General features: G+C 62.0%; 10 protein-coding genes. 4 read left to right on the top strand and 6 right to left on the bottom strand.

All coding sequences use genetic code 11. The features are described 5' to 3' along the window. Window positions 1-15: 15 nt before the first annotated feature. Both H045_RS12505 and H045_RS12510 read left to right on the top strand, forming a co-directional pair. On the top strand, window positions 16-4,878 hold the full coding sequence (locus H045_RS12505) for a Tc toxin subunit A-related protein (RefSeq protein ID WP_015372546.1): 4,863 nt from the start codon (window positions 16-18) through the stop codon (window positions 4,876-4,878). After that, window positions 4,875-9,416, top strand: coding sequence for a SpvB/TcaC N-terminal domain-containing protein (locus tag H045_RS12510; RefSeq protein WP_015372547.1), 4,542 nt, complete (start codon window positions 4,875-4,877; stop codon window positions 9,414-9,416). The genes H045_RS12505 and H045_RS12510 overlap by 4 nt, the downstream gene beginning before the upstream one ends. Window positions 9,417-9,466: 50 nt before the next feature. On the opposite strand, the gene H045_RS12515 is transcribed toward H045_RS12510, so the two are convergent. The 3 genes from H045_RS12515 to H045_RS12525 form a co-directional block, all read right to left on the bottom strand. Beyond that, window positions 9,467-12,214, bottom strand: coding sequence for an RHS repeat-associated core domain-containing protein (locus tag H045_RS12515; protein WP_244159675.1), 2,748 nt, complete (start codon window positions 12,212-12,214; stop codon window positions 9,467-9,469). A 148-nt stretch (window positions 12,215-12,362) separates the two neighbouring features. After that, entirely contained in the window at window positions 12,363-12,656 is a 294-nt protein-coding gene (locus tag H045_RS12520; protein WP_003236689.1) for a BolA family protein, read from the bottom strand. 6 nt (window positions 12,657-12,662) lie between these two features. Next, on the bottom strand, window positions 12,663-13,181 hold the full coding sequence (locus H045_RS12525) for a DUF2059 domain-containing protein (RefSeq protein ID WP_003236690.1): 519 nt from the start codon (window positions 13,179-13,181) through the stop codon (window positions 12,663-12,665). 193 nt (window positions 13,182-13,374) lie between these two features. Between H045_RS12525 and H045_RS12530 the strand changes: the two genes are divergently transcribed. Beyond that, on the top strand, window positions 13,375-14,763 hold the full coding sequence (locus H045_RS12530) for a class II fumarate hydratase (RefSeq protein ID WP_003236691.1): 1,389 nt from the start codon (window positions 13,375-13,377) through the stop codon (window positions 14,761-14,763). A gap of 361 nt (window positions 14,764-15,124) precedes the next feature. Here the strand turns inward: H045_RS12530 and H045_RS12535 are convergent, their stop codons facing one another. From H045_RS12535 to pap, 3 genes are all read right to left on the bottom strand, one after another. Then, entirely contained in the window at window positions 15,125-16,081 is a 957-nt protein-coding gene (locus H045_RS12535; RefSeq protein WP_003236692.1) for a DMT family transporter, read from the bottom strand. A gap of 296 nt (window positions 16,082-16,377) precedes the next feature. After that, window positions 16,378-17,562 carry a thiolase family protein gene (locus H045_RS12540; RefSeq protein WP_003236693.1) on the bottom strand — a complete coding sequence of 395 codons (1,185 nt, stop codon included), beginning with the start codon at window positions 17,560-17,562 and terminating at the stop codon, window positions 16,378-16,380. 373 nt (window positions 17,563-17,935) lie between these two features. Continuing rightward, the gene (gene pap, locus H045_RS12545; RefSeq protein WP_041931507.1) at window positions 17,936-19,444 is read right to left on the bottom strand and encodes a polyphosphate:AMP phosphotransferase; all 1,509 of its coding nucleotides are present in this window, start codon (window positions 19,442-19,444) and stop codon (window positions 17,936-17,938) included. Window positions 19,445-19,585: 141 nt separating this feature from the next. Between pap and mnmC the strand changes: the two genes are divergently transcribed. Further along, on the top strand, window positions 19,586-21,565 hold the full coding sequence (gene mnmC / locus H045_RS12550) for a bifunctional tRNA (5-methylaminomethyl-2-thiouridine)(34)-methyltransferase MnmC2/FAD-dependent 5-carboxymethylaminomethyl-2-thiouridine(34) oxidoreductase MnmC1 (protein WP_015372550.1): 1,980 nt from the start codon (window positions 19,586-19,588) through the stop codon (window positions 21,563-21,565). Window position 21,566 lies beyond the last annotated feature (1 nt).

The raw sequence follows: 21,566 nt of genomic DNA on the forward strand, positions 1-21,566 counted from the left end.
ATTCAGGGAATGACTATGTCCGAGATCCACTCAAACCTCAGTGAGGCCCGCCGCGATGCCATGCTCAGTTACTACCTGACTCGCTGCATCAGCGCGCCGCTGAAAAACTCACTGCGCACCCTCAACGACCTGCACGACTATTGGCTGCTGGATGTGCAGGTCAGCCAGGCGGTGCCAAGCAGTCCGGTGGCCAGTGCCATCGCGAGCCTGCAGCAGTACATCAATCGGATTCACCTGGGCCTTGAACCCGGTTATGAAACCCAGGGCATGTCGCCCGACGAAGCCCGCGACTGGCAGGAGTCCCTGAGCACTTACCCCGTTTGGAGCGCCAGGCAGCAGTTGCGTTATCACCCGCACAACTTCCTGGACCCCACGCTGCGCGAGGACAAAAGCGCGAGCTTCGAACAACTGGAGAATGACCTCAATCAGAACCGAATGCAGCCCGACACCGTGCGCAATGCGGTACAAAACTACCTGTCGCGCTTTGAGCGCATCGCCAGTATCCAGACCCTCAACGGTTACATTGACGGGGACACACGGGCCCTGGAAGCCAGCACTTATTACTTCGTCGGCAAGGCCGCCACGGATGACCTCTATTACTGGCGCTCACTGGACCTGTCGCAACGCTCCAGCATCAACCCGAAGGCACCCTCGCCCCTGGCCTGGAGCGACTGGGAAAAAATCAACCTGACGTTTTCCGCCGACACGCCCCCTCACAGCATTCGCCCGGTGCTGTGCGATAAACGCCTGTTCATCGTGTGGGCCGAGTGCGTAAAACCTGCGCCCCATAATGCATTCCAGAACGCTGATGACGTGGATCCCGACGCTCAGGATGAGGGCGAAAAACACCGCATGGCGGAGTGGCTGAACAGCCGGTTCGTGAAATTCCGTCTTTGCTTTTCCTACAAAAAACTCGACGGCAGCTGGAGTCTTCCGCACACGGGTCTGGAAACACACTGCGTGACCCAGGACATCAATGCGCTGTCCCTCACGCAACTCAAGCACATCACGCACACCGTGGCGGTGATGGACAGTCGCTCCCCGCCTTCATTGTTTCTCGGTATACAAGCCAGTTCCCGCAATGACGGTGCCTCGCTCCTGGGGGCATTCTTCCAGGCCATTTCCGTGGATCAGTCCCTGAACATCCAGACCGTCGCCTCCGGCGCCAGCCCGGACAGATACACACTCGTGCCGGGCTCGGCGGTTGCACGGGAAACCATACGCCTGCTGGAAGCGTTTGACGCCTCGGTAAAAAACCCCTTGCAGACGGCCTTGCTGGGGGGGCCTGACAAGGACAATATCTTTTCAAGCACCGTGTTGCCCCCGTTTGCCAGTCGGTACTTCACGTTGTTTCTGGACATCAACAAACACAACCTGCAGTTCCAGGTGCAGCCTGCGGGCGAGCAAGATAACAAGGTAATCAATCTGGCACCCGTGCTGCATCCGCCCGGCACCATGCAAAGCTGGGACTTTGAAACCAGGAGCCAGGCGATAGCGCCTGCAGATACCACCGGCACCACGTATGACGCCAGCACCGGCGAGATTGTGTTTACTTCAAAAACGTCAACCAGCTTTCAGCAGACTTACACGCTCACCTTCAAACAAGAATCCGGTCAAGCAAGCATTACCCTGGTCACCAACTCGGCATTGCACGATCCAGCCACCACCGAAATTGAACTGGCCAGAGGCTCGCACCTGACCCTGCAGGCTGAGGTGGCGAGCGCCGAAGCCGTAACGCACCATGCAATGTTTTTTAAATCCATCAGGACGGGCAAGAGCTTTTCCAACGCGCTTTATGACAGTGGCTCGGTCCTGTTGACCCTTACCCATCAGTCCAAACAGATACCGGACCCAAGACCCGGGCACGATGCAAACGCCACCGTCAACGTCTTTGAATACGCTCTGGAAGGCAAGCGCCTTAACCGAAACCTGTTCATTTACTTATATGACCACCCTCAGGAAAAGTTCCTGATGGTTCTTGACCGCTATAGCGGTTATCACCTGCCCGGCGATGAAAAGGCGATTAAGAAGCTGCACTTCATGAGTGACCTGAGGGTCGAGTTCGAATCGGCAAGGTCCAATACTCGCGCCTACAAACACGTCATTCTGCAGTCCAAGCTGGCTGATATCCCGGCGCCCGAAGCCATTAACAACAACACCGCCCTTATCCTCAATCTCTCCAACAGCGAACATGAAAGCGAGGCGGACTCCGCACCGGAATTGCCGCCCGGACACAGTGCAACGGCGCGGATAAAACTACCCAACGGGAGAGACCTGTCATCCGTCACGGTCATCCATGGCGTCATCACGCTGGAGAGTGCAGGCAACGGGATGACAGTGCTTGGCTACGCACTCAAGGCCGTCACCTGCACGTTGAGCACCGTCCATGCCGACTCCGAGCCGCCGCAAGCACCCGGCATTCGTCGCCAGCAAAGCCTGGGGGCCGGCAACATCGAGTTCCTGGAGTTTCCCGCGCGCACCAGCCCGAGGATCCCGGCGATCCGGCTCAACACCTGCTTTGCGCGACAGTTGATCGAGTCGGCCACGCCGAGCCTTGATCCGCTGTTTTCCAAGCCCCTCGCCGCCTGGACAGAACCGCCGCTGCCTGCAGACCTTGCGCCCCACCCCCTGGACTTGCAGGGTGCACACGGCAAATACTTTCGTGAACTGTTTATCTACCTGCCCTGGACCATCGCCCATTACTTCAACCAGCAACAGCAATACGCGCACGCACGAACATGGCTGCATTACCTGCTCGATCCCAGCCATCCCCAAGCCGGCACGCTGTACGGGCTGAACAGCCAGCCGCCTGAACTGAGCTACACCTGCCAGCACCCCGACAGTGCACATTACAAGGCGCTCAGTTTCCCGTTGTACCTGCGCAAGGCCCTGAGCCTGCTCCATGTGGACATACTGCTCAACCGCGGCGACGCCGCCTATCGACAATTGAGCCCTGACCATCTGGTCGAAGCCAGGCTCTGGTACAGGCAGGCCAGCAACCTGATGGGCATGCGCGCAACTGTTACCCGTGCCGATACCTGGACCCCACTTTCACTGGATGAACTGGCCAGCGCCGCCTCAAAGACACTACGTGCGCTTGAACGTGACCCGGCCCACACCAAGACGCTTCTCCCACACTGCAAAACACCGGGCCAGCGCACTTGGCTCAAAGACAGCCCGCACCTCTACCGTCCTCTGAACACACACCTGGTTACCCGCTGGGACGCCCTGGAAAGTCGCCTGCACGGGCTGCGCAATCACTTGGACATCAACGGCAAGCCCATACGCCAGTCGCTGTTTGCCCCGCCGCTGGACCCCGCAGCATTGTTGGCGCGACATGCGCAGAGTGGCGCCGCTGGCGACAGCACCCTGCAACTGCTGCGCCCGGAAGTCGGTCACTACCGTTTCCAGACCCTGGCAAGCCATGCCCAGAGCGCGGTAGACAGCCTGGCGCAGTTCGGCAGTACCTTGCTCACGCTGATCGAACGCAAGGAGCAGGCGCAATTGCTCGAGCTGCAACAGCAGCACGCCTGGGAACTCGCAGAAGGGGTCGTGACCCAGCAAATCCAGGCGCTGGCCATTGATGAGAAAAACCGCGAAGCATTGCGCCGCAGCCGCGAGGTGATCAAGGCGCGCCTGGACTTCCTGACGCTGAGGCTGCACGACGGCATCAGCCCTGGCGAAACCGCCGCTGGCCAGCATTATCTGGACAGCGCCGCGTGGGAACGAAAAGTCGCCATTGCCGGCGTAGGCGCCGGCGCAGCGATGCTCGCGCCGAATATCTTCGGCACCTCGAGCGGCGGCATGCGCTGGGAAGGCGCGTTTCATGCCTTCCAGGCCTTCGCTCAGGGTGAGGCCAACGCTGCGCGCGCCATCGGCAATGATCTGGACCGTGCCGAGCAATTCAATCGCCGCGCCCAGGAGTGGAGCCACGCCGAGCAACAGGCGCAGCTGGAATTGGCCCAGATCGATGCCCTGCTGCAGACCCAGGCAGAACAGGAAAAAGCCACCCGCCTGCAATTGCGCAGTGCCCGCAGCGCACTGGCACAGGCCAGGACGACCTACCAGGCGCTCGGCCGACGTTTTTCCCAGGCCCAGCTTTATCAATGGCTCAATGCTCGGTTGGGCACTTTCTATTACGCGCTTTACGACAGCGTGCAATCACTGTGTCTGGCCGCCGAGGCCTGCTGGCAATATGAAACCGCTGACAATCGACAGTTTTTCAAGGGCGATAGCTGGCACCACGCCTCCCGCGGACTGCTGAGCGCAGAATCGCTGAAATTGAATCTGGTGCGCATGAGCACGGCGTACCTGCAACACACCCCACGGGAACTGGAAATCAGCAAGACCGTATCGCTGCGTCACCGTCTGATCGAGACGGCGGCCAGCCCTGATGATGCCGAAAAACAACCGCCTTCGGGCAAAACCTGGGCAGATCACAAGGCAACGCTGGTCGCCAACGGCACCTTGTTCTTTGATCTCACCCCTGCCCTGTTCGACGAGGACTACCCAGGCCACACACTGCGCCGCATCAAGCACATCAGTGTGTCGCTGCCCGCGACCCTCGGCCCTTATGAAGACATCAAGGCGATGCTGACCCAAACCAGCAACGAACTGCACATGCCCGATGGAAGCTTCAGGAAAGACTGGCGGGCGCACCAGCAAATCGCCTTGTCACGGGGCCTGGATGACAACGGCCTGCTGACTCTCAATTTCGATAACGACCCGCGCTACCTGCCCTTTGAATACACCGGTGCGGTGTCGTCCTGGAGCCTGATTTTTCCCCAACCCGCACTGCAAAAGCGCCTGTTGGAATCGATCAGCGACATCATCCTCCATGTGCGCTACACCGCACGTCCCGGCAGGAGCACGCCATGAAGACACCAGAGGCGACCCCGTCGCCCCTCAGCGTGCCGTCGCTGCCCGACGCCGGCAGCGCTGTCAAAGCCAGAAGCAGCGACTGGGGTTCTGTCGGCGCCAACGGTACGGCAACCTTGGCAATCCCCCTGCCCGTTTCCGCCGGCAGGGGTTATGCGCCGACGTTGGCCTTGCTCTACCGCAGCGGCGCAGGCAACAGCCCGTACGGGTTCGGTTGGGAGCTGAACCTAGGCGCCATCACCCGCTGCACCCGGCGCGGCGTGCCGAGCTATACCGCAGCCGATAGCATCCTGGGACCCGACGCGCAGACCTGGATGCCCGAATGCGACGCCAACGGCACGCCACTGCAGCGCCGGCGCGAGCGCTTCAACCAATTACCGCTGCCTGCTCCCTGCACCGTCACCCGCTACTTCCCCGCAGTCGAAAGCGACTTCGCGCGCATCGAACACTGGCGCACAGCCGCTGACGCCGTGGGTTTCTGGCTGATACAGGCGCGCGATGGCAGTCAGCATGTGTATGGCAAGACGGCCTCGGCACGCATTGCCAATCCCGATGCGCCCGATCAAGTGGCGCAATGGTGGCTGGAGGAAAGTCTCAATCGCCACGGCGAACATATCGGCTACCACTACCTGCGCGAAACCAAGGCTCACACCTTTCCCTACGATTGCCGGGCGCAGCACTACCTGCACGCGGTGTATTACGGCAACGTCAAGGCCAGGGAAAAGGAGACGCTGTATCTGCTGCATGCCGATGTCCTCTCACGTCAGGACTGGCACTTTCACCTGCTGCTCGACTACGGGCAACGCAGCACGGCCATGGATCAGGTGCCGCCCTACACCTCGCCCGGTCTCTGGCCTGTACGTCAGGATGCATTTTCCAGCTACGCCTACGGCTTTGAACTGCGCACCCAACGCCTGTGTCGGCAAATCCTGATGTTCCACTGCTTTCCCGCCGAATCGGCCATGGGCCCGGCCCCGGTGCTGGTCAAGCGACTGTTGCTTGAGCATCAACCCGCCGCCCCCTGCCGACTGATTGCCGTACACGAGCAAGCCGTCGATAGCCAGGGCCAGCTCGCGTCCTTGCCGCCCCAGGAGTTTCATTATCAAAGTGCCCGGCTGAAGCTGAACAAAGGTCGCTATCAACGCCTTGAGGATTTCCCAGGTCTTAATGACGGGCAACGCTATCAAGTGGTGGACCTGTACGGCGAAGGGTTACCGGGGCTGTTTTACCGGGGCGATAACGCCTGGTTTTACCGCGCCCCGCAACGGGATGAAAACCGCGCAAACGCAGACGCAATCACCTACGCGCCGCCTGAGGCGATACCCATCAGCGCCATGGCCGACACACTGCGGCCCGTCTATCAGACGCTGCTGGATGTGGACGGCGATGGCCGGCTGGAGTGGGTCCTGGCGCGACCCGGCCTGAGTGGCTTTTTCAGGTTGGGCGCGCAATCGGAAGCAGCCGGCTTCGTGCCGTTTGACGCGTTTCCCGCAGAGTACTTGCACGCGGACGCGATGTTTGCCGACATGTTGGGCAGCGGCTTTGCCGACATGGCCCTGGTAGGCCCGCGCAGCGTGCGTTTGTATGCCAATCAACAGGCGGGCGGGTTTGCCGCAGGCATCGACCTGCCACACCGCATCGACGGTGACGATTTGCCCACCGTGACATCGTCTGCGCGTGACTGGGTCGGTTTCAGCGACATACTGGGCAGTGGTCAGCAACACCTGGTGCGCATCCGCCATGACGAGATCAAGTATTGGCCCAATCTGGGGCGCGGCAGGTTCGGCAAAGGACGAGTGCTGACGGCCCTGCCCTTTCGCGAAGCAACGTTCAACGCGGCCAATATCGTGCTGGCCGACCTGAACGGCTACGGCGGCGCCGACCTTCTTTACCTGTCTCACGACGCGCTCAGCATCTACCTCAACAAGGGCAGCAAGGGCTTTGCCGGCACCCCGTTGAAATTGCCCTGGCCATCCGGTGTGGCGTATGACGCTTTGTGTCAGGTCAGTGTGGTGGATATACGCGGGCAGGGCCTGGTCAGCCTGATCATCAGTGTCATGCATCCACGCCCACAGCATTGGCGCTACGACTTTTTCAATAAAAGACCCGGCTTGCTTCGCTACCTCTACAACAACCTCGGCGCAAAAGCCCGCATCACCTACCGCAGCAGTGCCCAGGAATGGCTCGACGAAAAACAGGAACTTCTTCACCAGGGCAAACCTGCCGTCAGCCGACTGCCGTTCGCACTGGACCTGGTGAAAACCCATGAACAGCGCGACGAGACCACCGGTGGCGCGCTGATCCAGCGGTATCAGTACCGACGGGCGTATTACGACCCTGACGAGCGAACCTTTAACGGCTTCGGCCTTTTGCTGCAAAGCGATCGCGAAACCGCCTACCACGCAAGTCACACGCGTAGCCTGTTGAGCAAGCGCTGGTTTCACACCGGCCAGTCCCTTGACAGCCCCGGTGACGGCTACAGCGCCCACGACCGGCACAGCGTCACCCTGGGGCCCACGCTGTTGGCAAGCTATGAGGCCGGCGCCGGAGCGGCCGAGCCCACCGCTCATCACGACCGCTTGATCACCCGCCCTTCATCCCAGGCCGTGCGTGACGCAACCCGCGCCCTCAGAGGTTTGCCGTTGCGGGTGGAAGTATTCGCCCTCGATCCGCCAGGCGCCGTGCCGTACTCCGTGCAACACCATCGTTACCTGGTGCGTCAATTGGCACCGGTATCCGGCGCGCTGCAACGGGCGCGCATGCTGCCCCTTGAAGTGGAAACGGTGACATCTCTCTACGAACAGGTCGCAGACGATCCGGTTTGCGAGCATCGGCTCAATTTGCGCTGGGATGCCTATGGCAGCCTGGTGCATGGCGTCACGGTCCATCATGCCCGCCGCAAGACACCGGACGATCCGCCGCCTGATGTGCTGACCGACGCCCACCCGCAGCAATGGTGGCGCGATACCCACGACACGGCGCAACAACAGTATTACCTGAGCGAAACCCTGGCGCAGTGGATTCACCATACCCAGGAGGATCAATGGCAGTTGGCCCTGCCCTACCGGCAACGCAGTAATGCCTGGACATTGCCCAAGGGCCTGCCACCGTCAGGCTTGAACACTCATGCCATCAGCTATGAAGGGTTTATCCAGGCGCAATCAGGTCCAATCGGGCCGCGGGCGCCCCGGCAACTGAGCGGCTTGTCGGTGCAGCACTACCGCGAGCCTGGCGGCAAAGGCCAGGTGCTTGAACCAGGCGTGGCCACGTTCCAGGCACTGACCAGTTACCTGGAAACCGCTGAACTGGACGCCGCCGCGTTGCAGGCTCTGCAAGCCATCCCTCGCATGCCGGGCCAACCCGCCTGGGACCTGCCGAAGCGCTTGAAGGAAATCGGCTATCAGGCCATGACGGTGTTTTTTTGCGCCAGTGATGAGGAACGCCAAACGCCGCCCACCCTCTGGTCCATCCGCCGACAGTTCCCCCGCTACCGCAACGCCAAGCATTTTTATCGCCTGCACGCCTGGCGCCTGACCCAGGCCGAGGATGAGACCAGCGTGACCCACGACCCTTACGACTGTCAGATCATTGAAGTCAAACAGGCCGACGGCTGCGTGACGCAACTGCACCATGACTATCGCCTGTTGCAACCGGTCAAGCTGACCGACGCCAACGGCACAGTGCAGCAAGCGCTGCTGGATGCGTTCGGACGCGTGATTGCCAGAAGCGTCATGGGCAATGAGTCTGGCACGCAGGTCGGCTTCGGCGCATTGACGGCCGCCGACACGGCTTTGCACACCTCTGTCGAAGACGCTATCCAGAGGCCTGAAACCGTACTGGGCCACGCAGCCCGCGCCGCCTGTTACGCAGTGTTCAGTTGGATGGGCAGCATCGCCGGGCAGCAGATACGCCCCGAGTGGATCAAGCGGCGTTACTTGCTGCCCGATGGGCACATCCGCAGCGCCGCCCGCCCTTACCTCAAAGCCAGGTCGCGCCAGTTGACAGAGTCCGAGCGGGCCTTATCGGCGTTGATCAAGCAAGCGCGCCGCACGCCGGTGCACAGCCTGGAACTGGCGGCGGACCGTTACCCGGGCGACGAGGCGCGAATCATCCACATGACGCTCGCGTTCCAGGACGGTGCTGGCCGCACCTTGCAGCGCACGCAAAAAGCCGAGCCCGGGCCCGCGTATGTGATGGCGGACAATGGCGACCCGGCGATTCAAAACAGTGCGCTGCGAACCGCACACGCCGACCCGCGCTGGTGCGTCAGTGAACGCACCGACTACAGCCTCGAAGGCCGTATCGTGCGTATTTACCGGCCGTTCTTCAGCGATCGCCATCACTTCGTCAATGCTGAACCCTTGCGTAAGCTTTGGCACAGCGACACCCAGCTGTACGACCCTCTGGGCCGACCTGTACGCACCCTGACCGCCAACGCAACGGTACGACAAACCACTTACTGGGCTTGGTACACCATCAGCGAGGATGAAAACGACACCGGGTCGCCGGAGCCGACGCCAGCATTGCCCCCGGCGTGAGACGTGGCGCTACCGTGGCGGCGCTGGCACCGCCACGGTGATTCACTCACTTACCGGCGCGCCCGCGCACCGGCCACGCGCGTGCTTCTGGGCGTATAACGGCGCCACAGGCCTGCGTCAGTCTCCCAAGGCGCATCAACCCTGATCCGGCCTTGATAGAAGTTCACCCTGCCGGCCAGTTGCGTTCGGTGCCGATATAGCCAGCGCAACTCCGATGCGGTGATCGATGAGCGCGACTTGTCGACCACCGCCTCTATGTCCAGATCATCGAGGGCAAAATGAACCACTGCGCTGCTCTGCTCACCGGTCAAGGTGCGCAACGCGGATTTGCTGCTGCGACTGACCATTTTTGTCTGGATATCCGAGAGGCCGCTGCCGATGTAGTGAATAGCCGTCGCCTCGAGTGAATAGGCACCTGCCTTGAGGTCCCTGACAAAGGCTCTGGCAAACTGCTGGTTGCATGCCGTCGCCGCACATCCGGAATACCGCGACACAACGCCCTCGTAAAACGGTTGGACACTGGTGGATATTTCCCCAATGAGCTCGCGCTTCAGACGGGTATAGACAGGGTCTTCATGACGGACCGGCGTTAGCAGGTTCCGGAAGTGCTCAGGCGCCACTTGTCTGAAGCTGCTAAAGGCTCTGACCTGGGACGCCAGACCGGCAGTCCAGGCTTGCAACTGCGAACCCGAGAAATAAGCCGCCATCGTGTCGCCTCGCCCGCTTAGCAGCGACCACCAGCTCCTGTAGGTAAAAACGGTCGCGGACAAGCCAAAAATAATATCCCCTCGCCCCGGCTGGAATTGCTCGCCAAAGGTGGCCTGCCCGCCGTCGGCATCCCTGAACCGCAATGGATTGCCTCGGGCCATTGCATACAGGTTCAAACCGTCCACGTCGCCCAGGGGGTCCGGGCTGATCCAGCGTTGCAACCACGGCGCGTAATAGCGCGCCCCGTAGTAGTACAGACCCGTCGCGTCGCGCTCCTTGTCCGAATAACGGCGCACCTTGTGGTAGCCGCGCACAGTATTTTGCACGGCCCACCATGCCGTGGCGCCATAGGGATAGTAGTGCTCCTGACTCAATAGCCGAGCCTGTTCGTCCAACGTGAGCGAACAACTCTTGAGGTGATCCTGGAGGCAGAAATGCAGTGGGTGCGTGTCCAGGTAAGCGGGTTTGCCCGATTGCCATTGCACCACGGTGACTCGCCCACCGCCCGTGTCGATATCCAGCAGATTGAAGCGCTTGCCTCTTTGCTTGTGGACTTGCAGACCGGGCAGGTAATACGTCAATCGTGTCTCCTTTGCGTCACCCTCGCCTTTGCTGCGAAGCTTCAGGGCCCGCTGACCTTGACTGTCATACACGTAGCTTTCCCCATCGGGATCACCGCTCTGACGTTGCACCTGCACCAGCTGGTTGCGCACATTCCAGACCGTCAGCTTGCCGGAACCCAGTGACTGTAGATTGCCATTGGCATCGAAGGCGTCTGCCAGTCGAGCCGACCTGTCTTGAGCGGCAGGCAAGGCGCGGTTGCTCAGCGCAGCGATCTGCAGCTCTCGGGTATAGCCCGTGCCGCGGGAAGGCAGATGTTGGAGCCGCGTCAGATTGCCGGCCTCATCGTGCTCATAGTGCTGAGTGTAATTGCGCCATAGCCCTTGCTCCGTTGCACCCAATTGCACGGCTGGCGGGAGTGCCGGGCCACCTGTGGCGACGGCGCTCTCCCTGCCGCTGGCCTGGATCAACCGATACAACGTGTCATACCGGTACATGCTGACCGCCTCGATCCGCGCATTGCTGTGCCACCGCGTCGGCTGGGCCAGGTCGCTGATGCTGAGAATATTGCCCACCGGGTCATATTGATAAGCAAGCTGCTGCAGCGGCGTGCCAGCCTCGCCTTGACGATAGGCTTTCAGTTGCACCAGACGACCATCGCGTTCGGAATAGTCGGCCACCTTGATCACACCATTGCCCGCCCGCTCGGACATGACCTGGCCACTGGCGTTGTACACCCGCTGATCCATCAATACCTGGCGGTCTTCGTTCTTGAGGGTCAACGCCATTTCCAACAGCCGTCCCTGTTGCCCATAGCGCCGATGTTGAGCGTTGCCCTTGGCGTCGACCTGCTCCAGTAAGGCACCCAGCGCGTCGTAGCGCCAAGTGGTGGTATAGGCGTGGCTTTCCACCTGAGCGTATTGAGCGGCATCGCTTTGTGGCCAATCGACAGGCGAGAGGTCAGTACGAAATTGCCGTGTTTGTCTGATCACCTGTTGTTCGATCGAGTACGCCTCTATGCGCAGCACGCCGGCCGGGTCCGTATGACGAATCAACCGACCGCAGCGTCTGGCGACTGCGTCGGAGGGGCTCGCGGCCGCGTACTGCATGCGCTCGACACAACGAGGCGAAGCATCGCCTGCCGATTGCTCGAACACCGCAGTCGGGCGCAGCAGGCGGTCGTAATGAAACGACTGCTGTGCACCGCGCGAATCCCAATCATGCAGCCGTTGCCCCGCAGTGCCACGCAGCACCAGTCGCCAGCCGGCATCCCCGGTTTCGGTGCGCACGGTTTCGCCGGACAAGCTATAGAGATTGGATTGCGCAGCCACCCCGCTCTCGCCACGGGCAAACTGGCGGGGATCCCATTGTTCAAGGAGCAGGCCACTGGCGCCAAACACCTGGCGATTGACCCGTGGCTGCGGCGGGTCCGTCGGCTGGGTGCGCAAATATTGCACGGTGCGTACCGCCAATCCACGTGGGTCGACAGCGGTCAAAGTGGGCGTGTTTCGATGAAGAGCAGCAGACATGAGCGTTGACCTGTTTTGCACTAAGGTCAAAAAAGACTAGGGGGGCTGATAGTGAGGGAGGGGGTAATGCACGTCGGTTTAATGTAACCGGATTCTCAAAATACGCACCGACATCCGCAGGCATTGCGCCTGCGGGTGTCGGTCAGGCTCAGTGCCCGCCGGCGCAGGTCGGCGAAGCCGGGGCTGCGTCGATGGTCGCCCATTCCTGCGGCGTGTAGGTATGCAGCGCCAACGCATGAAACTCGGTCATCAGGTCACCCAAAGCGGCGTAGACCTTCTGATGGCGCTTGACGCGGTTGAGCCCCTCGAACTGCTGGCTGACCAGCACAGCCTTGAAGTGGGTCTGCAACCCACGGCTGTGCATGTGGCTTTCATCCAGCACGCTCAAGTGTTCCGGGCTCAAGGCGCCAAGCGCCGTTTCGATACGCGGTTGCATGGTCATCGCTGCTTACTTCTTCTTGGCCGGTGCGGCGGCTTTGGGCGTCAGCTCGTTGGTCATGTCTTCCAACAGCTTGTTGACCACCGGCACGGCGCTTTCCAGTTTGGCCTGGGTCATCTGGGCCGATTGCTGGGTCAGCTGCGGCATTTTTTCCAGGACCTTCTTGCCCAGCGGGGACTGGTAGAACGCAACCAGGTCCTTGAGCTCCGACTCGCTGAAGTTGGTGGTGTAGAGCTTGACCATGTCCGGCTTAAGCTTCGGCCAGCCAATGGCCTGGTCGAGCGCGGCGTTGGCCTTGGCCTGGTAGCTGTCCAGTACGGACTGCTTGGCGGCCGGCGCCTTGGTTTGTTCGAAGCGCTGGGCAAACATTTGCTGAACTTGCATGTACACCGGGGTTCCCAGCTTGTCGGCATGGGCCAGGGTAAGGAAGGCTTCGGCACTGGCGTTGTGGCTGGCGGTATCGGCAAAAACCTGGCCGCTGGCGCAAACCAGAGCAACCGCGGTACAGATGGCACGAAGACGAGTCATCGAGTTTCCTTTTCTACAGGCGAGGTAAAACCCCAAGGGCGACCATTCTGCGCCTAAAAAACCTCGCGGCTCAACCCCAGGCCTTGTCGGACAAGGTTCAGCGCCGCGTTAATCCGATGAAAAGTCTTTTATGGAACCCCCCTGGCCCATCACGGCCTAAACTGCGCTGACTGACTTCAAGGAGAGAGCCCGAATGAGCCGTATCGAAACCGACAGCCTGGGAGACGTCCACGTCCCGGATGACGCGTACTGGGGCGCCCAGACCCAACGTTCGCTGGTTAATTTCGCCATCGGCGAGCAACGCATGCCGCTGGCGGTGTTGCATGCCCTGGCCCTGATCAAAAAGGCCGCCGCGCGGGTCAACGACCGCAACGGCGACTTGCCCGCCGACATCGCCCGCCTGATCGAACAGGCCGCCGACGAAGTGCTCGATGGCACCCACGACGACCAGTTCCCACTGGTGGTGTGGCAGACCGGCAGCGGCACCCAGAGCAACATGAACGCCAACGAAGTGATCGCCGGGCGTGCCAACGAACTGGCGGGCAACAACCGTGGCGGCAAGAGCCCGGTGCATCCCAACGACCATGTGAACCGCTCCCAGAGTTCCAACGACTGCTTCCCCACTGCCATGAGCATCGCCACGGTAAAAGCTGTGCACGAGCAGTTGCTGCCGGCAATCACCGTGTTGTCCGGCGGCCTGGCCGAGCTGGCGGCGCGGCACATGAAGCTGGTCAAAACCGGCCGCACCCACATGATGGACGCCACGCCGATCACCTTCGGCCAGGAAGTGTCGGCCTTCATCGCCCAGCTCGATTATGCCGAGCGCGCCATCCGCAGCGCCCTGCCCGCCGTGTGCGAGCTGGCCCAGGGCGGCACCGCCGTGGGCACCGGGCTCAACTCGCCGCACGGTTTTGGCGAAGCGATCGCCGCCGAACTGGCGGCCCTTTCCGGCTTGCCGTTCGTGACCGCCCCGAACAAATTCGCCGCCCTCTCCGGCCACGAACCGCTGGTCACCTTGCACGGTGCACTCAAAACCCTGGCCGTGGCCCTGATGAAAATCGCCAACGACCTGCGCCTGCTAGGCTCCGGCCCGCGCGCAGGCCTGGCCGAAGTCAAACTGCCGGCCAACGAACCGGGCAGTTCGATCATGCCCGGTAAGGTCAACCCCACCCAGTGCGAAGCCCTGTCGATGCTGGCCTGCCAGGTGCTGGGCAACGACGTCACCATCGGCATCGCCGCCAGCCAGGGCCACCTGCAGCTCAACGTGTACAAACCGGTGATCATCCACAACCTGCTCGAATCCATCCGCCTGCTGGCCGACGGCTGCAACAACTTCCAGGAGCACTGCATCGCAGGTTTGGAACCGGACGCCGACCAAATGGCCGAGCACCTCGAACGCGGCCTGATGCTGGTGACGGCGCTGAATCCGCACATCGGCTACGACAAGTCTGCGCAGATCGCAAAAAAAGCCTATGCCGAAGGCCTGACCCTGCGGCAGGCCGCACTGGACCTGGGCTACCTCACCGACGAAGAATTCGACAAATGGGTACGCCCTGAAAACATGCTGGAAGCCGGCCATTAAAAAGCGCTTGATCTGCTTTTGCTCTTGATCTTGATCTTGATCTCAGGCGCCCCGTCAACCACGCTGGCCGAACGCAGGCTTGAATCCGTGGGCAACCCGGCAGGACGCCGGGTTAGCCGCGCTGGGCCAAGGATGGCCCATCGCGGCGGCCCACGGATTCAAGCCTGTGTTCGGGCACACCGAGCCCAAGCGAGGTGCCGAGTGGTGGGGCGAAGCGTTTTTGGTTACTTTTTGCGCTCTTCAAAAAGTGACCCGCCGTAAGGGCGGAACCCTAAGCCGCCGTTACAAAAATAATGGATATGTACACAACCAAAACCACCTTCGGGAGCAAGCCCCCTCCCACATTTGAACCGCGTAAGCCCTAAGAAGCCAGTCGCACCCGACGAGCCCTGAGCCCCGCAATCAACGAAGGCGCCAAGGCGACCATTGCCGACCCCATCACCACCACCAACGCCCCAAAATAACCCAACGCATTAATCTCCTCAGCCTGCACAAACCCAGGCCACCACCACGCCGCCAGCGCCACCGCCACAAAAGTCACCAACGGCGTCAACGCCAGCGTCGCACTCACCCGCGAAGCCTCCCAGTGCGCCAGCGCCTCCGCAAACGCCCCATACGCCACCAACGTATTCATGCAACACGCCAGCAATAACCACCCCTGCAACGGACTCAACGCCAACGCCTCCAGCGGCTGCGCCCACGGCGTCAATAACGCCGCGCAAAACAGATAAATCACCATCATCACCTGCAGCGAATTCCACACCGTCAGCAGCTGCTTCTGTCCCAACGCGTAAAACACCCAGATCGTGGTCGCCAGCAGCACCGTCAAGACCCCGGCCGTGTAGGCGCCCATGGAGGTCAGCAGTTCAGCCAGGCGCTGGTTGAAGAACAACCCAAAGCCCACAATCAACACCACCAACCCCAGGCCCTGCCCCAGGCTGAAGCGCTCCTTGAACACAAACACACTGGTGACCATCAAAAAGATCGGCCCCATCTGCACCACCAGTTGCGCGGTGCCGGGGCTGAGCATCTTCAAGCCCACCAGGTACAGCACGTAGTTGCCCACCAGTCCGCAGACGGCCATCGCCACCAACCCGGCCCCCCTGGGGCCCAGCACTTTCAAACTGGGCAAACGCCGGGTCGCTGCCAGATAGATGAACAGGCAACCGCCGGCCACCGTCAGGCGAAACCAGGTGACGGTGATCGGGTCCATCACCTGCAATACCTGTTTGAGCTTGACCGGGAGAATGCCCCAGAGCAGCGCGGTCAACAGGGTCAGGAGAAAACCGTAGACCCAGCGACCGGAAGAGATGTGCATGAGGAGCCTCGAATGCCTGAGATAGAAGAGCCTGCATTCTAGGGGCAAGCAAACAGATCGGGCTATGCACTAATGCCGTTCAGTCAAGCGCAGATCCCCTGTGGCGAGCAGGCTTGTCCTGCGTTGGACTGCGCAGCAGCCCCAAAACCAGGCGCTGCCGTATCAGGTACACCGCGTTTTGCTGGATTGGGGGCGCTTCGCACCCCAACGCGGGGCAAGCCCGCTCGCCACAGAGGCTCCCAGTTTGCTGCGCAACAGCGCTAAGTCGAAGACTGGGCGGAGCCTCCCACATCGCTTCAGCGCACGGCTTCAAAGAGTCCGCTCGCACCCATGCCGCCGCCCACGCACATGGTCACGATGCCGTAGCGCAGATTGCGCCGTTGCAGCTCGCGCACCAGGTGCCCCACCTGCCTCGAACCGGTCATGCCGAACGGGTGACCGATAGCGATAGCGCCGCCGTTGACGTTGTACCTGGCATTGTCGATCTCCAGCCGGTCACGCGCATACAGACACTGGGACGCGAATGCTTCGTTGAGTTCCCACAGGTCGATATCCGCCACTTGCAAGCCCTTTGCCTTGAGCAGTTTGGGCACCGAAAAAACCGGCCCGATGCCCATCTCGTCGGGCTCGCACCCTGCCACCGTAAAGCCACGAAAAAACGCCTTGGGCTTAAGCCCCAGGGCCAGCGCTTTTTCCAGGCTCATCACCAGCGTCATCGAGGCGCCATCGGACAACTGCGAGGCGTTGCCCGCCGTCACCGAGCCGTCCTCGGCAAACACCGGTTTCAGGCTGCTGAGGCTGGCCAGGGTGGTGTCGGGGCGGTTGCAATCGTCGCGGTCGACCACACCGTCGAGCATCTGCACGGTGCCCGTGTCTTTGTCCTCGACGCGGTACTTGACCGCCATGGGCACAATTTCATCATCGAACAGGCCAGCCGCCTGCGCCTGCGCGGTGCGCTGCTGGCTCTGCAGCGCATACGCGTCCTGCGCCTGACGGCTGACGTGGTAACGGCGCGCGACGATTTCGGCGGTCTGACCCATGGGGAAATAGATGCCCGGCACCTGCTCCTTGAGCAAGGGGTTGATCAGGTGATCGGTGTTGATGCTCTTCAACGTCAGGCTGATGGACTCGACGCCGCCGGCGACAATGATATCGCTGCAGCCCGAGGCAATCTGGTTGGCCGCCATGGCAATCGCCTGCAGGCCCGATGAACAGAAGCGGTTGAGCGTCATCCCCGCCGTACCGGTGCCCAACTGCGACAGCACCGCCACATTGCGCCCGATGTTCTGACCCTGGGCACCTTCGTTGGAGGCTGCACCGACGATGCAATCCTCCACCGTCGCCGGGTCAATGCCGTTGCGGGTGAGCAGCGCATTGACGCAGTGAGCCGCCATGTCATCCGGTCGGGTCTGGTTGAACTTGCCGCGAAACGACTTGGCCAGGCCGGTTCGCACGCTGTCGACGATCACAACTTCACGCATGGGCTACCTCGATCTTGTTGTTGGAAGATCGAGCGAGCATAGATTCAACCCGGCCCACCCGCGATGATCATTCACCCGGCCTATACAAAAACATGGTGATCGGACTGCCATTGGCAAGGCGCCCGATGGCAAGCAAGCGCTTAAGCAGCAAGCAGCCCTGTGATGACAGCAGGCTTTTAATCGTGGCGAGCGGGCTTGCCCCGCGTTGGGGTGCGAAGCGCCCCAATCAAGGAAAACGCGGTGTACCTGACACTGCGCAGAGCATGGTTTTGGGGCTGCTGCGCAGCCCAACGCAGGACAAGCCTGCTCGCCACAGGGAATCTGCGCTTGACTGAACGGCATTGAGGCTTGCCACAAAAAACGCGGCGACCGTTTATTTCTTCTTCTCGCGATTGCCGGAGCGATCGAACGCCTCTTCCAGCGCGCGGTTGATGGTGCGCAGCACCTTGACCCGCGCCCAGCGCTTGTCGTTGGCCTCTACCAGCGTCCATGACGCGACGTCGGTGCTGGTGCGGTCGACCATGTCGCCGACGGCGGTGCGGTAGGCGTCCCATTTGTCGCGGTTGCGCCAGTCGTCTTCGGTGATCTTGAAGCGCTTGAACGGAATATCCTCGCGGGCCTGGAAGCGCTCAAGCTGGGTCTGCTTGTCGATGGCCAGCCAGAACTTGACCACGATCACCCCTGCGTCGCGCAGTTGCTCTTCGAAGTCATTGATCTCGCCATAGGCACGCATCCAGTCGGCGGGGGTGCAGAACCCTTCGACCCGCTCCACCAGTACACGCCCGTACCACGAGCGGTCGAACACGGTGAACATGCCGCGCGCCGGAATTTTCTGCCAGAACCGCCACAGGTACGGCTGCGCGCGCTCGTCTTCGCTGGGCGCGGCGATCGGCACGATGTGGTACTGGCGCGGGTCCAGCGCGGCGGCGACCCGGCGGATGGCGCCGCCCTTGCCCGCCGCGTCATTGCCTTCGAACACGGTGACCAGCGCGTGCCTGCGCATGCGCTTGTCGCGCATCAGGCCCGAGAAGCGTGCCTGCTCGGTAATCAGCTGTTCTTCGTAGTCGTCCTTGTCCAGGTGCAGCGTCATGTCGAGGCTGTCGAGCAGGCTTTTCTGGTCGACCGAGGCCGGCAGCGGCGCCGGGTTCATGCCGCTGGTTTTCGCCTTGGGCAGTTTCAGGGCATTTTGCAGGCCATCGAGCAGGATCTTGCCCACGGTGAGGCTGCGATAGTGCGCGTCAACCCCTTCGATCACATGCCACGGCGCATAGTCGCGACTGGTGCGACGCAGAATGCGCTCACCAAAATGCACGAACTTGTCGTAGGTTTTGGACTGCTGCCAGTCCAGCGGGCTGATGCGCCAGCTGTGCAGCGGGTCGTCGGCCAGCGACTTGAGCCGCGCCTTCATTTGTTTTTTGGACAGGTGAAACCAGAACTTGAAGATCAGCGCGCCTTCGTCGCAGAGCATCTGCTCCAGACGCTCGGCACCGGCAATGGCCTGGTCCAGGCGTGCATCCTTGATGCGCCCGTGCACCCGATTCTGCAACATCTGGCTGTACCAGTTGCCGAAGAAAATACCCATGCGGCCCTTGGCCGGCAGCTGGCGCCAATAACGCCAGGCCGGCGGGCGGGCCAGTTCTTCATCGGTCTGCTGGTCGAAGGTGCGCACCTCGATCAGGCGCGGATCCATCCATTCGTTGAGCAGCTTGACGGTTTCGCCCTTGCCGGCGCCTTCGATGCCGTTGATGAGGATGATCACCGGGAAGCGCTTCTGCTGATGCAGTTCGTACTGCACCTCCAGCAGCGCTTCACGCAGCGCGGGAACCTCTGCCTCGTAGGTGTCTTTGTCGATGGCGTGACCGATTTCGGCGGATTCGAACATGGGCAGCTCCATTTCAAGATGGCTCAAGACTAGCGGATTGGGCAACGCCACGCGGGAGGAAATTCCACGGGCGTCTGTCATGGGACCAATCATTGCCGGTCGATCGGCTAGAATGGCCGCCTTGCCCTTGCCGAGTCGCCCATGAACCCCGTAACCCACGCCCAGCTCGACTGGGACGATCAAGGTCGCCCGCACTCGCGGGTCTTCGACGACGTGTACTTCTCCGACCAGTCGGGTCTTGAAGAAACCCGCTATGTGTTCCTTGAGCAGAACCGTTTGCAGGAGCGCTTTGCCGCCTTGCCTGCGGGCGGGCGGCTGGTGATCGGCGAGACCGGCTTCGGCACCGGGCTGAATTTTCTATGCGCCTGGCAGCTGTTCGAACAGCACGCCGTGGCTGGCGCACGCCTGCACTTTGTCAGCGTCGAGAAATACCCGCTGAGCCACGCCGACCTGCAACGCGCCCTCGCCCTCTGGCCGCAACTGGCGCCGTTCGCCGAACAACTGCTGGCGCACTACGTTGCCATCCATCAGGGCTTCCAGCGCCTGGTGCTGGACAACGGTCGCGTGACCCTGACCCTGTTGATCGGCGACGCGCTGGAGCAATTGCCGCAACTGGATGCGCAGATCGATGCGTGGTTTCTCGACGGGTTTGCCCCGGCGAAAAACCCCGACATGTGGACCGCCGAGCTGTTCGCCGAACTGGCACGCCTGGCCGCGCCGGGGTCGACCATCAGCACCTTTACCAGCACCGGCTGGGTGCGCCGGCTGATCAATGCCGCCGGGTTCAAGATGAAACGCACGCCGGGCATCGGCCACAAATGGGAAATCCTGCGCGGCGAGTTTCTTGGCTGGCCGTTGGAAACCCCGGCGGCGCCCGGCATCAAGCCCTGGTTCGCGCGCCCTGCTCCCGTGCTCGGTGAGCGCAAAGCCCTGGTGATCGGCGCCGGCCTGGCCGGCTGCGCCACGGCCGCGAGCCTCGCGGCGCGGGGTTGGCAAGTGAGCCTGCTGGAGCGTCATGATGCCCTGGCCCAGGAAGCCTCGGGCAATCCACAAGGGGTGCTGTACCTCAAACTTTCAGCTCATGGCACGGCGCTGTCACAGATGATTCTGGCCGGGTTCGGCTACACGCGGCGCGTGCTTGAGCACCTTCAGCGTGGCGTGGCGTGGGACGGCTGCGGCGTGCTGCAGTTGGCCTTCGATGCCAAGGAAACCGAGCGCCAGGCACAACTGGCCGAGGCCTTTGACCCAGGCTTGCTGCACCTGCTCGACCGTGAACAGGCCCAGGCTCGCGCCGGTGTCGCACTGGCCCATGGCGGGCTGTTTTTCCCGGCGGGCGGCTGGGTGCACCCGCCGGCCTTGTGCGCCTGGCAGGCACGGCGCGAAGGGGTCAGCGTACTGACCCATCACGAGGTGCTGGACCTGCGCCAGGTCGACGGACGCTGGCAAGCCTGGGCAGGCGAACGCCTGCTCGACGAGGCGCCGGTGGTCGTCCTGGCCGGTGCTGCCGAGGTGCAACGCTTCGCCGACCTGCCACTCAAGCGCATCCGTGGGCAGATCACGTCCCTTGCCCAAACCGCCGAGAGCCAGTCCCTGGCGACGGTGGTGTGCGCCGAAGGCTACGTCGCCCCGCCCCGCCTGGGTGAGCACACCCTCGGCGCCAGCTTTGACTTCAAGAGCGATGACCTCACACCCACCGCCGCCGAACACGCTGGCAACCTGGAACTGCTCAAGGGTATTTCCGTGGACCTGGCTCAGCGCCTGCACGTCGACAGCCTCGACCCGGCGACGGTGCAGGGCCGTGCGGCCTTTCGCTGCACCAGCCCGGACTACCTGCCGATCGTCGGACCACTGGCCGATGCGGCACGGTTTGACCAGGCATACGCCAGCTTGCGCAAGGATGCGCGCCAGGTGCCCGACGTCGCCTGCCCCTGGCTCGACGGTTTGTACGTCAACAGCGGCCATGGCTCGCGCGGCCTGATCACCGCGCCCTTGTCCGCCGAGCTGCTCGCCGCCTGGCTGGACAACGAGCCCTTGCCACTGCCGCGCAACGTCGCCGAAGCCTGCCACCCCAATCGCTTTGCCCTGCGCAACCTGATCCGCAGCACTACGCACAAGCCCTGAC

It is taken from the genome of Pseudomonas poae RE*1-1-14 (assembly GCF_000336465.1).
Taxonomy (GTDB): Bacteria; Pseudomonadota; Gammaproteobacteria; order Pseudomonadales; family Pseudomonadaceae; genus Aquipseudomonas; species Aquipseudomonas poae.

Bases quoted from the DNA above. Each gene is read 5' to 3' on its own strand.
- H045_RS12505 (WP_015372546.1), top strand. From the start codon at position 16: ATGTCCGAGATCCACTCAAACCTCAGTGAGGCCCGCCGCGATGCCATG.
- H045_RS12510 (WP_015372547.1), top strand. From the start codon at position 4,875: ATGAAGACACCAGAGGCGACCCCGTCGCCCCTCAGCGTGCCGTCGCTG.
- H045_RS12515 (WP_244159675.1), bottom strand. From the start codon at position 12,214: ATGTCTGCTGCTCTTCATCGAAACACGCCCACTTTGACCGCTGTCGAC.
- H045_RS12520 (WP_003236689.1), bottom strand. From the start codon at position 12,656: ATGACCATGCAACCGCGTATCGAAACGGCGCTTGGCGCCTTGAGCCCG.
- H045_RS12525 (WP_003236690.1), bottom strand. From the start codon at position 13,181: ATGACTCGTCTTCGTGCCATCTGTACCGCGGTTGCTCTGGTTTGCGCC.
- H045_RS12530 (WP_003236691.1), top strand. From the start codon at position 13,375: ATGAGCCGTATCGAAACCGACAGCCTGGGAGACGTCCACGTCCCGGAT.
- H045_RS12535 (WP_003236692.1), bottom strand. From the start codon at position 16,081: ATGCACATCTCTTCCGGTCGCTGGGTCTACGGTTTTCTCCTGACCCTG.
- H045_RS12540 (WP_003236693.1), bottom strand. From the start codon at position 17,562: ATGCGTGAAGTTGTGATCGTCGACAGCGTGCGAACCGGCCTGGCCAAG.
- pap (WP_041931507.1), bottom strand. From the start codon at position 19,444: ATGTTCGAATCCGCCGAAATCGGTCACGCCATCGACAAAGACACCTAC.
- mnmC (WP_015372550.1), top strand. From the start codon at position 19,586: ATGAACCCCGTAACCCACGCCCAGCTCGACTGGGACGATCAAGGTCGC.